General features: G+C 32.8%; 16 protein-coding genes. 5 read left to right on the top strand and 11 right to left on the bottom strand.

The features are described 5' to 3' along the window. Positions 1-154: 154 nt before the first annotated feature. Positions 155-676, top strand: coding sequence for a phosphatidylglycerophosphatase A family protein (locus CN925_RS20765; RefSeq protein WP_098848694.1), 522 nt, complete (start codon positions 155-157; stop codon positions 674-676). Positions 677-787: 111 nt separating this feature from the next. Here the strand turns inward: CN925_RS20765 and CN925_RS20760 are convergent, their stop codons facing one another. Continuing rightward, positions 788-1558 carry a TIGR01457 family HAD-type hydrolase gene (locus CN925_RS20760; RefSeq protein WP_098848693.1) on the bottom strand — a complete coding sequence of 257 codons (771 nt, stop codon included), beginning with the start codon at positions 1556-1558 and terminating at the stop codon, positions 788-790. A gap of 83 nt (positions 1559-1641) precedes the next feature. Continuing rightward, entirely contained in the window at positions 1642-2091 is a 450-nt protein-coding gene (locus CN925_RS20755; RefSeq protein ID WP_098848692.1) for a DUF86 domain-containing protein, read from the bottom strand. Between the two features lie 149 nt (positions 2092-2240). Between CN925_RS20755 and glpX the strand changes: the two genes are divergently transcribed. Next, positions 2241-3218, top strand: coding sequence for a class II fructose-bisphosphatase (glpX, locus tag CN925_RS20750; RefSeq protein WP_098848691.1), 978 nt, complete (start codon positions 2241-2243; stop codon positions 3216-3218). A gap of 3 nt (positions 3219-3221) precedes the next feature. Continuing rightward, positions 3222-3491, top strand: a complete 270-nt coding sequence (locus CN925_RS20745; protein WP_025672291.1) for a DUF3055 domain-containing protein — start codon at positions 3222-3224, stop codon at positions 3489-3491. A 218-nt stretch (positions 3492-3709) separates the two neighbouring features. Here the strand turns inward: CN925_RS20745 and CN925_RS20740 are convergent, their stop codons facing one another. Beyond that, on the bottom strand, positions 3710-3985 hold the full coding sequence (locus CN925_RS20740; RefSeq protein ID WP_098848690.1) for a YutD family protein: 276 nt from the start codon (positions 3983-3985) through the stop codon (positions 3710-3712). A gap of 91 nt (positions 3986-4076) precedes the next feature. On the opposite strand from CN925_RS20740, the gene CN925_RS20735 reads away from it, so the two are divergent. Beyond that, positions 4077-4688 (top strand): YhcN/YlaJ family sporulation lipoprotein, encoded by a 612-nt coding sequence (locus CN925_RS20735; RefSeq protein ID WP_098848689.1) that lies wholly within the window; start codon positions 4077-4079, stop codon positions 4686-4688. A 228-nt stretch (positions 4689-4916) separates the two neighbouring features. Here CN925_RS20735 and lipA read toward each other — a convergent pair whose 3' ends face one another. Further along, the gene (lipA, locus tag CN925_RS20730; RefSeq protein WP_098848688.1) at positions 4917-5801 is read right to left on the bottom strand and encodes a lipoyl synthase; all 885 of its coding nucleotides are present in this window, start codon (positions 5799-5801) and stop codon (positions 4917-4919) included. 185 nt (positions 5802-5986) lie between these two features. Between lipA and CN925_RS20725 the strand changes: the two genes are divergently transcribed. After that, complete coding sequence (locus tag CN925_RS20725) at positions 5987-6976, top strand: M23 family metallopeptidase (RefSeq protein ID WP_098848687.1); 990 nt, start codon at positions 5987-5989, stop codon at positions 6974-6976. A gap of 106 nt (positions 6977-7082) precedes the next feature. On the opposite strand, the gene yunB is transcribed toward CN925_RS20725, so the two are convergent. The 7 genes from yunB to CN925_RS20690 form a co-directional block, all read right to left on the bottom strand. Beyond that, entirely contained in the window at positions 7083-7910 is an 828-nt protein-coding gene (gene yunB / locus CN925_RS20720; protein WP_180233033.1) for a sporulation protein YunB, read from the bottom strand. 68 nt (positions 7911-7978) lie between these two features. Next, positions 7979-9082: an HD-GYP domain-containing protein gene (locus CN925_RS20715; protein WP_098848685.1), complete on the bottom strand. Its 1104-nt coding sequence runs from the start codon at positions 9080-9082 to the stop codon at positions 7979-7981. A 146-nt stretch (positions 9083-9228) separates the two neighbouring features. Continuing rightward, positions 9229-9531: a YunC family protein gene (locus CN925_RS20710; RefSeq protein WP_098848684.1), complete on the bottom strand. Its 303-nt coding sequence runs from the start codon at positions 9529-9531 to the stop codon at positions 9229-9231. Between the two features lie 72 nt (positions 9532-9603). After that, entirely contained in the window at positions 9604-11007 is a 1404-nt protein-coding gene (locus CN925_RS20705; RefSeq protein WP_098848683.1) for a bifunctional metallophosphatase/5'-nucleotidase, read from the bottom strand. Between the two features lie 17 nt (positions 11008-11024). After that, complete coding sequence (locus CN925_RS20700; RefSeq protein ID WP_286138570.1) at positions 11025-11855, bottom strand: sulfite exporter TauE/SafE family protein; 831 nt, start codon at positions 11853-11855, stop codon at positions 11025-11027. 103 nt (positions 11856-11958) lie between these two features. Further along, on the bottom strand, positions 11959-12480 hold the full coding sequence (locus CN925_RS20695; RefSeq protein WP_098848682.1) for a DinB family protein: 522 nt from the start codon (positions 12478-12480) through the stop codon (positions 11959-11961). An 865-nt stretch (positions 12481-13345) separates the two neighbouring features. Beyond that, the gene (locus CN925_RS20690; RefSeq protein WP_098848681.1) at positions 13346-14116 is read right to left on the bottom strand and encodes a restriction endonuclease; all 771 of its coding nucleotides are present in this window, start codon (positions 14114-14116) and stop codon (positions 13346-13348) included. Between the last annotated feature and the right edge of the window lie 9 nt (positions 14117-14125).

Genomic DNA, 14125 nt, shown 5'->3' with positions numbered 1-14125 from the left:
ATTTATAAAGGGGAATTTTGTTCGATATCGAATCATATATAATTAATCCTCTTATTTCAAATAATTTATAGTAAAAGTTTTACTTATTTTATGAAATCTCCATTTTAGTTATTTTTATAGTAATTAAATCAATCGATAAGGAAAAGGTGATGAAATGGAATATTTAAATCACGATTTAGAAAAGACTGCATTATCGTTATTAGAAAAAAGAGGTGTTACACTCGATGACATTGCGGAATTAGTTTACTTTTTACAAAGTAAATATCATGAAAATTTATCTAAAGAAGAGTGTAAACACAATGTTGAGAGGGTCATGACAAAACGTGAGATACAAAATGCCATCATTACTGGTATTGAATTAGATATTTTGGCAGAGCAAGATAAATTACAGGAGCCTTTGTTGGCTATTATCAAAAAAGATGAAGGTCTTTATGGTATTGATGAAATAATTGCCTTATCGATCGTAAATGTATATGGTTCAATTGGATTCACGAATTACGGTTACATCGATAAATTAAAACCTGGAATTTTAGAAAGATTAAACGATAAATCAACAGGCTTAGTAAATACATTTTTAGATGATATTGTTGGAGCGATTGCAGCAGCTGCTTCTAGCAGACTTGCTCATCGCGCCGCACATAAAAAGGCTGATCAAATTAAAGCGGAAGATGAATAAAAAAGAGTGGAAAAAAAAAATGTGAATCCACATTTGAGACTACTTTACATTTGAAATGCACAAAAAAACCACTAGTATTTACTTTACTAGTGGTTTCTTTCTGGTTTACGCTTAAATATACTTAATCCACTCTTCTAATGAGTCAACTGAATAAGTTGGCTGCGCTTCGTAATTTGACAACATATCTCTCGTCGTAACACCAGTATGGACGATTAATGTGTCAACACCAGTATTAATCCCAGCCATAATGTCTGTATCATAATAATCACCAATCATTAGTGTATCTTCTTTTGCTACACCAAGAACTTTTAATGCTTGTTCCATAATAATTGATTCAGGTTTTCCAATAAAAATTGGTTTTACTGTAGTAGAAACTGCGATAACAGATGTTAGTGAACCATTTCCAGGTAATAAACCTCTTTCTGTTGGAATTGCGATGTCGCCATTAGTAGAAATAAATGTCGCGCCATTTCTTACAGCTATACAAGCCTTTGCTAATTTCTCGTAATTAATACTACGGTCTAAACCACTAATGACAAAATCAGGATTTTCATCTGTAATTGTTAAGCCAACTTCCTCTAAGGCATATTGTAAGCCTTCTTCACCAATCATATAAACCGTAGCATCTGCCTTTTGTTCTTTTATGTAATTTGCTGTGGCATTACTCGTTGTAAAGACCTGTTCTTTTGTAGTTGGAATATTAAAGGAATTTAGTTTATCAGCAACTTGTTCTGGTCTACGTGTAGAATTATTCGTTACAAAAAGATATGGAATATTTTTTTCCTTCAGCGCTTTTATAAAAAGACTAGCTTCCTCTATTTGCTCCTCACCACGATACATCGTTCCATCTAGATCGATTAAGTATCCTTTATATTGTTTCATATTGCCACTCCTTACTAGTAGCTGTTCACTCAGTAAGTGGAGCAAACAGCGTCAGAATCAAATTTTCAAATGAGAAATTAAGATTATTTTTCCTCATCACCACTAAAAGCATTTATTACTCCTAGTTCTTTATCAAGAAAAGCTTGAACCGAAACTGGGAATTCCTTATATGCTTCTATATTTTCGCTTAATGTCATCACTATTTTTTCTGTAATTGAAGATGTGTAATCTTGTAATAGATGTTTTCGAATTGGAATTAATTTTTTTATTGATTCTCCAACTGATGCAGTTATAACCTTTTCATCCATTAGAATATCAACAATATCATCATAGCTTCCTGGGTCCCTCATGATAAAGCCATCAATCATTGTATTTCCAATATCTAACATACTGTCAATCAAAAGATGTGTCATTCTTTCCAATGCTAATTCTTCTACTTTATTTTTTGGATGGCTGTTTGACACATAAAACTCCAGCATAGAATTTAAAATTTCAATTCGATCTAATATGTTTTGACGATTTACAAAATACATATGTACACTTCCTTCTCAGTTCTATCTTCTACATTTTATGGACTTATATTTATTTTATAGCTAAATTCGAAAAAAATCGACAAATGAAAGCGTTTCTTACCGATTTTTGTTATATTATATAGGTGAATATTTTTCTGGGGGTTGGACTTTTGGAGCGTGAATTAGCACTAGAGATTGTAAGAGTTACTGAAGCTGCTGCCCTTGCTTCTGCTCAATGGATGGGACGCGGTAAGAAAAATGAAGCTGATGACGCTGCTACTTCTGCAATGCGTTCGATGTTTGATTCAGTAAATATGGCGGGTACTGTAGTAATTGGTGAAGGTGAACTCGATGAGGCACCAATGCTTTATATAGGTGAGAAATTAGGAACTGGTAATGGACCAGAAGTAGACATTGCAGTTGATCCTCTAGAAGGAACAAATATCCTTGCTAAAGGCCATGCAAATGCAATGGCAGTAATCGCAATTTCTGATAAAGGTAACTTATTACATGCACCTGACATGTATATGGAAAAAATAGCTGTAGGTCCTCGTGCTGCTGGTAAAATATCATTAGATGATCCGATTGAAAAAACGATAGATATTATTGCTGAAGCAAACAATAAACGTGTACATGATTTAACAGTAATTGTCCAAGAAAGACCTCGTCATGAGGAAATTATTGAACGAATTCGTGAAAAAGGTGCCAGAGTTAAATTATTTGGTGATGGAGATGTTGGTGCTGTTATAGCTACAGCATTACCTCAAACCGGAATCGATCTTTTCGTAGGTACTGGAGGTGCTCCAGAAGGTGTTATAGCCGCTGCAGCAATAAAAGCTCTTGGTGGTGACATGCAAGCCCGATTAGTACCAATGAATAAAGAAGAAGAACTACGTTGTATGGATATGGGTCTTTCTAACCCAAGACAATTATTAACATTAAATGATTTAGTAAAAGGTGACGATGCAATTTTTGCTGCTACAGGCGTTACTTCAGGTGAATTACTTGAAGGTGTTACTTTCTTAGGAGGAGACTTAGTCGAAACTCATTCGATTGTTATGAGAAGTAAAACAAAAACTGTGCGACATATTAAAGCGCATCACCATTTAGGATACAAACCCAATCTAATTAGTATAATGGAGGAATAAAAAATGTCAGAGCGTTTTTTCTTATATGATGACACTATTCAAGCAAAGACTCGTTTTGTAAGCTTTATGGGAGAAGAGCAAAGACATGATCTTGCTTTAGTATATTCTGATCGTCATTATGGCAAAGTAATGATAATGGATATGCAAAGTAATCGATTTGCAATTATTGGTTCAGATGATTTAAAAGAAGAAGGTTACTTAGAATTTGCTTTCGGAATTTCTGAAGAAAAGGCTGCAGAATTATTAGATTTTCTTAGTGAAATAATTTTCTAATATTACATTTCTGTGGATAAATAAATTATTTTTACTAAATAATCTGAAAAATAGTGGATAACTAAAGAGTTGTCCACTATTTTTGTGATTAAGTCTATAGTTATACACATGTTTTGTTGAAAGATTCAAACTTATCCACAAGGTTTATACTGTTTCAAAAAATCAAAAAATATTTTATCCACAAAATAAAATAAAAAAATGATGGGATTTTTTCCCCATCAATTTTTTACTTTCTTAACTACAAAATATTTACAACCAAAATTACAATACTCATAAATATATTCACGTAACGTACTTATTTTTGAATCATATGGAACATTTTTTTGAGAATCATCAAAAAATCCTCTAAGTCTTAATTGCTCATAGCCCCAATCCCCAACAATGTAATCATATTTTGAAAGGATTTCTGCATATCTCGCTTTGAAGGCTTCTTCATTAAATCCTTCACGATAATTTTCAACTATTTCATAGCAAATATTCTGTATGCAAACCACTTTGTATTCTCCTTCCTTTTACTCCCATTAATATGTAACCAATATTAAGGCATACTAATTTTACATTGATTATTAAAAGGTGGTATTTAATATGCGTAAATATTTAGTTTGTTTATTAACTTTATTTTTATTAACAGGATGTTCATTCGGTCCAAGTAAATCGAGACAGTTCGATTATGAGGATGTAACATATAAAAATGAACATCGATCAAATCCAACACCTAAACAATTAAATACGAGTCCAATGGATTTAGGCGATGTTAATGCAAAAATGTCAAATAACTCTTACAAAGATTATGGCTTTTCTAGACTACAAAAGCAAGATGTTTTAGGTAAAGATGGTGATTATACATTAACAATTGATAAACAAGAAGTGTCAAAATTCATTTCTTATTTAGTTGTAAAGCTTCCTAATATTGACGATGCAGCTACACTAGTAACAGACCAGGAAGTATTGATTGCTTATCGATCTGATGGTGATAAAAAACTAGCTAGAAAACAAGTTGAAAAAACTGCTCAATCTGCACTTCCTAGTTATTACCATATCTTTACTTCAAATTCAATTCAAAATATAAATAATATCGAGGACCTAAATAAATACGGTCAGCTTAATGATGGTCAATTAGAGCAACAAATAAAAGAATTGGCTAAAGGTTTTGATATCGATAAACAAAGCTTGCATTTTGATCAGATTTCAAAATAATAATCACAAAATAAAAGCACTAGCATCAGCTAGTGCTTTCAGACTGTTGACAAACGCTCGCTTTCTTCGTTGCTTCGCCTGTCTGCGGTGCTCATTACCGTCTAAGGTAACTCTGCTCCTCACCAGGCTTCGCGCCTCGAAAGACAAGCGCTTGCAATCAGTCTGAAAATCAAGTTTTTTGTACTTTGTCTACACACTGAAAGCACTAGCATCAGCTAGTGCTTTTTTTTATGCTTGTTTAGCAGCTTCTACTTGTTCGTCAGCATGGTATGATGATCGAACTAAAGGACCAGCCTCACAGTGTGAGAAACCTTTTCCTAAAGCAATTTCTTTTAGAGCCGCAAACTCGTCAGGAGTATAGTATTTTTTTACAGTTAAATGAGTTTTCGTAGGTTGTAAATATTGACCTAATGTAATGATATTTACACCTGCAGCACGTAGATCATCCATTGCTTCATAAATTTGTTCGTTTGTTTCACCTAATCCAAGCATGATGCTTGATTTTGTAGGGATGCTAGGGTTAATTTCTTTTGCTCTACGTAAAAATTCAAGTGATCTTTCATACGTAGCTCTTGCACGAACACGTGGAGTTAATTCTCTAACCGTTTCAATATTATGGTTCATAATATCTGGTTTTGCATCCATTAGCATTTTAAGGTTTTCAAACTTCCCACCCATATCAGATGGTAATACTTCAATTGTAGTAAATGGATTTGCTTTTCTAACTTCTCTAACAGTTTCTGCAAATATAGCTGCTCCGCCATCTCTTAAGTCATCACGAGCAACCGCTGTAATTACTACGTGCTTTAAATTCATTTGAGTGACTGATTCGGCAACTCGAACTGGTTCTTGTAGATCAAGTTCAGTTGGTAAACCAGTTTTAACTGCACAAAAACGACATGCACGAGTACAAACTGCACCAAGTATCATAAATGTAGCTGTTTTTCTAACCGCCCAACATTCATGGATATTTGGACAACGAGCTTCTTCACAAACAGTGTGAAGATTTTTTGATCGCATCATCTTCTTTAATTCTGTGTAAGATTCATTTGTGTTTAATTTTATTTTTAGCCACTCAGGCTTTCTTAAATATTCTTCTTTTTTTGATGCCATTTGAAATTCCTCCAACGTTTATTCGTTTACGACATATTTCATTTTCTCTTCCAATAGTTTATATATTACTACATTTTTCGAGGATATGAAAAACTTTCGTATTAATATCTCTATTATCCTATAATTTCCATTTATGAAAGTCGCTCCTTTAACCAAACTATAGATGTAAATCAATTTAAAGGATGATGGTTTTGAAAAAAATAATTGTACTTTTATGTATGGTGGTTATCTTCATTATGCCATCATTTGCAAATGCAGAAGAAATAGATCAAGCTCAGCTTAACAAAGAACGAATGGCCTTATATAAAAAAGGTGAAACACTAACCTTTATTCCATGGTATTACTTTGCAGCGATAGATACTTATGAACGAAATGTACGGAGTGTACGAAACGATATACCAAAACGTGAAAATGGAGTCCTTTCGATCTATATTAAACCAGAGGATTGGAGCGGATTAACCAATCCAGTTAAGAAAGACACATACGCTCCTACTATTCATTTATTTAGTGGAATCGGTTTAGATGGAAATAATGATGGAAAAGCTTCATTAGAAGATGATGAGGATATTCTGTACACTTTCATTCACCGATTACATTTCTATGGCCCAACTAGGCAATATATTCGAATGATGCTATGGGATTACTACCAAAGAGCAATAACTGTTGATATTATCGATGAATATGCAAAATTGTACCAATACTACGGAAAATTAAATATAGAAGGTAATGCATTCCCATTACCAATTCGTAGTACACATAGTTATCGCAGTACTTGGGGTGCACCTCGAAGCTTTGGTGGACGAAGAGTTCATGAGGGTACTGACATATTTGCAAATTATGGTACTCCTGTTAGATCCACATGTTATGGAATTATTGAGACAAAAGGCTGGAATCGAATTGGAGGATGGAGAATCGGAATTCGAGACTTAAATAATAATTATCATTATTACGCTCATCTAGGTGGATTCAATAAAGATATTCAAAGAGGACAAGTTGTAGAGCCTGGAACACTCATCGGATATGTTGGAAGTACTGGTTATGGACCTCCAGGGACGTCTGGAAAGTTTCCTCCGCATTTGCACTACGGCATATACAAAGACAATGGCTACGCAGAGTGGTCTTTTGATCCTTATCCAAAATTACGTCTTTGGGAGCGTCAGGATAGAAGCAAATAAAAATTCGCAGACTTGACGAGCTTATAAGAGAAAGTTTCTCGAAAGTAAAATGAAAAAGCAGACTAATTTATACAACTGTACTAAGTTAGTCTGCTCTATTTTAAATTTATTTTTTTCCTTTTATAGTTGATGGAGTTTGCTGAGTATCTTGAGTAAATGGAATGAAATTAGGAACTTCTCCATCGATAATTTCAGTTGCAATTGGGACTTCTACTTTCACCTTTGTTGATTTAGTACTAAAAGGGATAATTACATTCATATTTACTTCTACATTCATAATAATTTCTACAACAGAATTATCAAATCCAAATGGCTTAACTTCTTGGGTAACATTAGCCACGGCATCACCGACTACAGAAAAGCGAACTGGTATAGTCGGCCCAAGTTTTCCTAAAAGTACTGTATTAGTAACGACTCCAATAGGTACTTTTAAATAAAAACCATCATTATCTGCTTTCATTTTTTCCATTTCGGCTTTTGATAACGATAAAAATGATATATCCCCATTTTCAACCCTACGTATATTTTCTTCAACTTGCTTAGTCGTCGAACCGATTATTTTATTAATTAAATATGTATTCGTACTGATTACTGCTTTACCGTTTTCATCTATATCACGAATAATAATTTCCTGCCCTTGTAATTCTTTAGAAGCAGATTCATATGCTTCATTGATTACTAAAGAAGCAATTCGTTTTGTTTGTTTCTCAGAATATTTTAAGATCGTTGGGGATAAAATTTTATCGATTTCCCAAAATGCATATAAGGAGAAAAATAATAAGACAATACTAATAACTACGAATTTATTTGGAAATAGATTACGGATTGATTGAGTAATTTTCGTTGTTGAACCAGTTTTAAATCCTCCAAAAGATTTTCTTTTTGAAACAAAAAGTTTTCTTTTTGGAACACGTCTGTATTTAAATCTTTTCATCGAATCCATGCCCCCTTATTAATGGGTATGCATGTCATTACCTGTTCATTCTTATAGGATTTGAACAATTAATAAACGATTTTTTTTACTATTTGAGTACACTCGATAATTTCTAATTTCACTTCTTTATCTAAATTCACTTCATAAGGAGTACTTACCTTTATTCCGTTTTCTTCAATTATCTGGACAAATGGACGTTCTGAAGATGCATCATTTTGCCTAGAAACAATCCCGCATCTACCATCATTCAATTTTACATGTAATCCCGTTGGATAAATGGTTAGAAGACAGCTAAATATGCTAATTAATTTAGCATCAAATAATTTAGCACTCCCACTAATTAATAATGTTAAGCCTTCACATGGGAGCATTGCTTGTCGATAAACTCGGTTTGAAGTAACCGCATCAAAAAAGTCACAAATTCCAATAATCTTTGCGAATAGATGCATTTCCTCACCAAATAATCCTTTTGGATAGCCGCTCCCATCGATCCTTTCATGATGCTGTAATGCACAATCAGAAACAACTCTTTGAATAGAAGGTATTTGTCGTAGGAGGTCGTATCCAGCAATTGTATGTTGTTTAATGAGATCATATTCATCCTCAGTTAAGCGATCTCGTTTATTTAAAATCTCTTTCGGAATAGCTATTTTCCCAACATCATGTAAAAGTGCACCTAATCCTAATAAATTAAGCTGGGTTTTATTTAAATTTAATTTCATTCCAATACCTAAAGAATACATAGCTACATTCAGTGAATGAGTGAAGATATCCTTGTCATATCGTAATACGTCAATTAATAGAGATAAAACATCTTTTTGTTGCCATAGTTCGTTTTGCAGTGATTTAATCATTTCTTTAAGCCTTGATGAGTTTTTTTCTGAAGATAGCCATCGTAAAGAAAAATCTGTATTAATTAATTTAACAAAACCATCTTCTATTTTTTGGGTGATTTCAATGCGAAGTTCATCCGAAATCATTGCTTTTTCCTTTAAAAGTTCTGATAATTGATCATCTACTATAACAAATGGAATGGTTAACTTATGAATTCGCTTAATTATCTCTTCTGTTAAAGGAATATTTGCATTAACGATTATTTTTCCATGTTCATTAAAAACAGGTTTTCTTAGGATCGAGCCTGGAACAAGTGTTGAAGCTTCAACAACTCTCATTGTTTTCTCCTTGAACAATTTTTTAATTAAATATATGGCTGATCCTAACAGTTAATACTTTGTAATAATCAATTTTTGGAGCATTTAGACTAAGAGGATGTACTTTATCTATAAACTAAAGCCACTAAAAGAACTTAGTGGCTTTTTTATATCATCTTTAATAATGCGTCTCTTCCAATCATCCCTTTTTGAATGCCTAACTTCTCTGCTTCAACAGTAATGGATTCTAAAGGCGCATTTAATAATTCTTCGATTGTTTTTACACCAACTGCTCGGCCTGCGATAATTTGACGGTCGCGCAGTCTGTCATTTAATAATGCTACATCTAATGCTCCACACATTATATACCCTTTATCATTCATAACGACCAATAAAGTAGTTTTTGGAAGTAAAACCGTAACAGCATTAAATGTATGATTTTCGATTTGAATTGGACTTAAATTGATCAAGTTCAACGCTCCTTTCTCATTCTAAAATATGAGAAAAAAGCAAAAGTGTAACCTGTCTAATCTTGATAAATTTTATTCATCTTTTAAAGCCCAAAACAACACATCGCGAATAAATTCAGGCATAAAGAACCTTTTATGACTAGCATCACGAATTGTAGGAATTAAATGTCCAAACGTAAATAAATCCAAAGTTCCGATCTCATATATTCGATTTAAATCTAGCATTTCTCCATTAATAAAAAGATCCTCTTGATAAAAAAGCCTTTTCTTATCCCTTTTTACAATAGTGATCCCATCATAAACCATTTTTCCAATTACTTTTCCTCTAAATCCAAAACCTTTCATCTTTAAATGAGTCAATTCTTTCTCTTCACATCGATTTAAAACCTCAAGTAATTCCTTACCAGTCAAATGAACGACACATGGATTAATAGGATGTGGGCAAATTCGATGAATGTCCCCCTTTGTTATAAGTCCCTGCGTTAAGCCATCTAATAAAATACCAGAGTTTAGTATACTGATATCTGATTTAGTCCATTTGCGAAGTGCATTCGCTAATAATTTCGGTAAAGGACTATCTTTAAACCAATTTACACCCATGTTACTCGGTAGTTGTGTCACTGGTTCATTTAAAATTTCTTCACTTAGTCTCATTAAATTAGCCAACATCATTTTCGTCATTTCATCTTGATAATATTTAGGGACTGTATGTACTTCAGTAACTGAAGCTTCTGTATTGATAATACTTTTCGTCTCTTTATTTACAGTAATTAAAACCTCGCCTAAATAGTTACCGTGTTTACCTGTTCCACATAGTAAAGTTTCACCAGCATACTCACCATTTGGAAATAAATGATGAGTATGTGCACCTAAGATAATATCGACTCCTGAAAATTGCTCAGCGATTCTCTGATCGTCTCTCATACCTAAATGAGAAAGTATAATAACAATGTCTGATTGCGCTTTGACAATTGGTAGGATGTGTCTTAACATTTCAAACGGATCTTTTATACGCCATCCTAAAGTTTCATAAAAGACAGGGTAAGCTACAGTTAACCCAATTACGCCTAGCTTTACTCCATTTTTTTCATATATTTCAAAAGGCTTACTAAAGCTTTCAATACCATCATCTGTAATGGTTAAATTACCGACTAATACATCAAACTTTGCATTTTCGTAAAGGTTTAACAACTCACCTTTTGATAAAGTAATTCCTTCATTATTTCCAATTGTAATTGCATCAAACTTTGCATCATTTAAAAGTTCCACATTGCCCTTACCTAAAGTGGCCTCCGAAATTGGATGAAATCGATCAACAAAATCCCCAATATCGAAAGTAAGTGTAGCCTCACCTTTTCCTTTAGCTATCTCTCTTTTAGACTTCAACAAACCGACGATTGTTGCCCACGATTCAAAGTGGCTATGAATATCATTTGTATGGAACAACCGAATATTTATAGTTTGATTTGTTTCCATTGTTCCGCCATCCTTTTTTATCTATTTTCTATAATTAATTTTATGCCGTAAAATAATACGACTAACCTTAAAATTAATGAGATTGTTTCAGTTTTTAATTTTTGATTAATATACGCCCCGATTTTTCCACCAAACCATGCGCCAGGAATAAGTAAAAGAATATAATAGAAATTTACTTCTCCTAATGTGATATATGAAATCGAGCTTCCAAGTGTCGTAAACATCACGACAAACATTGAAGTCGCAACAGCTAATTGAGGTGGAAAACCAAATAAAAACGCCATCATTGGTACTAACAATATTCCTCCACCAATTCCAAATAATCCTGATATGATTCCAACACAAATTGATAAAGAAATCGCCAATGGAAGACTATAACTATAAGTATATGCCTCGCCTTCATCATTCGTATATGTTCGTATAATACCCTTATGTACTTCCTTTGATTTTTTAGTTAACTTTGAAGAAATAAATAAAAAGATTGATATACAGATTAAAAATATACCAAAAAATAAAGTAAACCGCTCTGTATTCAAAAGCGAATTGATATATGTACCGATTAAGCTACCAGGAATACTACCTATTAAAAATAAAATACCACTCCTATAATCGATTCGTTTTTGTTTATGGTACGAAAGGGTAGATGAAAGTGAAGAAAAAACAATTGTAATCAATGAAGTTCCAACTGCAACATGAATTGGTACAGTCGAAAATGCGGATAAAAAGTGATCAATATTAAGTAGCATTGGAACAATTATAATTCCTCCACCTAAACCAATCAATGATCCGACCGTTCCTGCAGCAAGTCCTATACTGATGAGTATAAGAATTTGTAGAAAGATATCCAAGCTAAATTTCTCCCCTATTTTCTCTATAGTTTAAATAATAGTTTAACATAAAAAAACTCGGAAATCCCCGAGTATAAATAATACCTATTTTAAACACTAGCTATTACTTTAATATACTTAAATTAGCAATCCAAGGTCCTACGTCAGTTTTGTATCTTTTTGCCATCACTCTTGTAATTTGAGTTATATGCGTTAGATCATGTACAACAAAAGTAGATAGTAATTCTCTTAATTTAACTGTTCCAAAATCTGGATGAACCCCTTCTAATTCTAGATGTAAATCAGGGTTAACCAATGATCGTAGTTTTGTAATATTTTCTGCTCTTAAATTCTTGAATTCAAGTAATCTTTCTTCTACTGATTTTTCATGTTTTTCATGCAAATGAGAAAAACGATCGAATGGAGGAAAATGATTGCTTCCTTCTTTATTAAGAATACAGTTCAACCTTGGAATCCAATTTGTTTTTTCACACTCGATTAAATGGTCGATTACTTCTGAAGCATTCCACGTTCCTTCACCTTCATTGCAATTTAACCAAGATTGAGATAAACCAGATAATAAGTACTCTAATGATTTAGGTGTTCTTTCTAAAACTTCAATCGCTTCACCAAGGTTAAAATTCATAAAAAACCCTCCCACATAGAAATAAATTCCCTCTTACTAACTTATCTTTCAAGTTAAATTTTATCATAAATGGTCTATCTATTTTATCAAAACCATTATTTATCTTAATGAGTTGTATAGTAGAAAGATCATTTCCTAAAACAGATAGTCATAAAAAACCATTCTTCACTTTTTTGGGGAATGCTTTTTTGCAGAGCTCATTTCTTCATTATTTTACCGCCACTTTACTGTAATGACGAACACGATAGTTAGCTTGTTCTGCATGGTAGGAAAATTTCTTAAAACTACTAAAAAAGAGACGAACTAAAAAAGTTCGCCTCCACTAAAAACAATATTAACCGATAGAACCTTCCATCTCGAACTTGATTAATTGTGCGTAAAATAGCATCAAACTACATCCAAAAAAGCCCCTTCAACTATTGATATAAAGCGTTTTGGAAATTATATCAAACTGTTCTTATAAACTAAACTTTGCATGAACTTTGCACAAACTTTGCACGAACTTTGCACGCTTATGGCATGGGTTGAAGCTGCATAAACTATGGGTTTGCAGGGCTTTAAAATGCAATTTTCGACATAATAGATTGCTTGTGGAAAGAGGATATCAAAAAAGAACTAACAGAATAAAATCTGTTAGTTTTTTTCATTTGCTCATGAGACTTTGTTTATATTATAAACGGTCTATAAAGCCAATCTAGACGGCTGGATTTTCGGTTGGTTAAGTTACGAAAAATCATAAAACAAAAAGACCGCTGCAGCGATCTCCATCTTCCCTTTAGGTTCCGTAAACTATGAAGTTTTTTTCTACGTACTATTGCATGTCTTTAACAAAACATTCGTTCTTTTTTCTGCCACCATTTCAGCATTATATAAGTTCTCCATAGCGCCTTTCAAGAGCGGATTTTCCTTTTTGAAAGCTTTCATCATCAATAATTCCATTCTCTTTTAATTGTCTTAAGGAATCATATAATCTGATATGATATGGCAGAGCTAAATCTTCAGTAGGATAATCAGTAACATCATCATCGATTTCGTCAATTAATGAAAAATATTTTTGTTTTAATAGAGTATAAAAATTATTAGTTTTAAGTGACTCTAATTCATCAACCGTAAAACCAAGAATTATTTTTTCATTATTATTTGCTAAAGCTAGTTTTCTTCTCTTTCCTTCAGCATTAATCCATGGACTTTTGTTTCTTCCTCTACTAAAGGTTTTAAATGAACTAAATACACCTACATTTGCTTTTTTTGAGCGTAATAGTTCAACCAAATCGGTTACCTCTCTTACTCCAATAGACTCTTTATGATTTTTAGATTCCCCAATCATTCTAATCCCAATATGCCTATATATAAAAGGTGGCACCATTCCATCAATGAATTCAATTATATGATCTATTTGATTATCCCCTCTATGTACGTTAGGTTCAACATATGCAATTTCAAACCTTTCATATACATATGTCATTAGATTTTCTAATGCATCGCCTTTTTCTTTCTTAGTACCAGCTTCTAGAGTCGTTCGGACATTATTAATAAGTTGTTGATAGTAATCTAATTCTTCGTTGGGTATTGGCGTCCATACCTCATGATCAGGTGCAGTAACCATAAATTTCTTTCCTGAGATTGTGTCTTTCATAAAATTATC

Source organism: Bacillus sp. AFS055030 (genome assembly GCF_002574545.1).
Taxonomy (GTDB): domain Bacteria; phylum Bacillota; class Bacilli; order Bacillales; family Bacillaceae_G; genus Gottfriedia.
Note: the sequence above shows the minus strand (reverse complement) of the source record. Positions and strands in the feature narration are given on the sequence as shown.

Excerpts from the sequence above, each read along its gene's own strand:
- yunB (WP_180233033.1), bottom strand. The coding sequence starts at position 7,910 with ATGAAAAGATTTAAATACAGACGTGTTCCAAAAAGAAAACTTTTTGTT.
- CN925_RS20725 (WP_098848687.1), top strand. The coding sequence starts at position 5,987 with ATGGTTTTGAAAAAAATAATTGTACTTTTATGTATGGTGGTTATCTTC.
- CN925_RS20715 (WP_098848685.1), bottom strand. The coding sequence starts at position 9,082 with ATGAGAGTTGTTGAAGCTTCAACACTTGTTCCAGGCTCGATCCTAAGA.
- CN925_RS20745 (WP_025672291.1), top strand. The coding sequence starts at position 3,222 with ATGTCAGAGCGTTTTTTCTTATATGATGACACTATTCAAGCAAAGACT.
- CN925_RS20735 (WP_098848689.1), top strand. The coding sequence starts at position 4,077 with ATGCGTAAATATTTAGTTTGTTTATTAACTTTATTTTTATTAACAGGA.
- CN925_RS20690 (WP_098848681.1), bottom strand. The coding sequence starts at position 14,116 with ATGAAAGACACAATCTCAGGAAAGAAATTTATGGTTACTGCACCTGAT.
- lipA (WP_098848688.1), bottom strand. The coding sequence starts at position 5,801 with ATGGCATCAAAAAAAGAAGAATATTTAAGAAAGCCTGAGTGGCTAAAA.
- CN925_RS20695 (WP_098848682.1), bottom strand. The coding sequence starts at position 12,480 with ATGAATTTTAACCTTGGTGAAGCGATTGAAGTTTTAGAAAGAACACCT.
- CN925_RS20765 (WP_098848694.1), top strand. The coding sequence starts at position 155 with ATGGAATATTTAAATCACGATTTAGAAAAGACTGCATTATCGTTATTA.
- CN925_RS20705 (WP_098848683.1), bottom strand. The coding sequence starts at position 11,007 with ATGGAAACAAATCAAACTATAAATATTCGGTTGTTCCATACAAATGAT.
- CN925_RS20755 (WP_098848692.1), bottom strand. The coding sequence starts at position 2,091 with ATGTATTTTGTAAATCGTCAAAACATATTAGATCGAATTGAAATTTTA.
- CN925_RS20760 (WP_098848693.1), bottom strand. The coding sequence starts at position 1,558 with ATGAAACAATATAAAGGATACTTAATCGATCTAGATGGAACGATGTAT.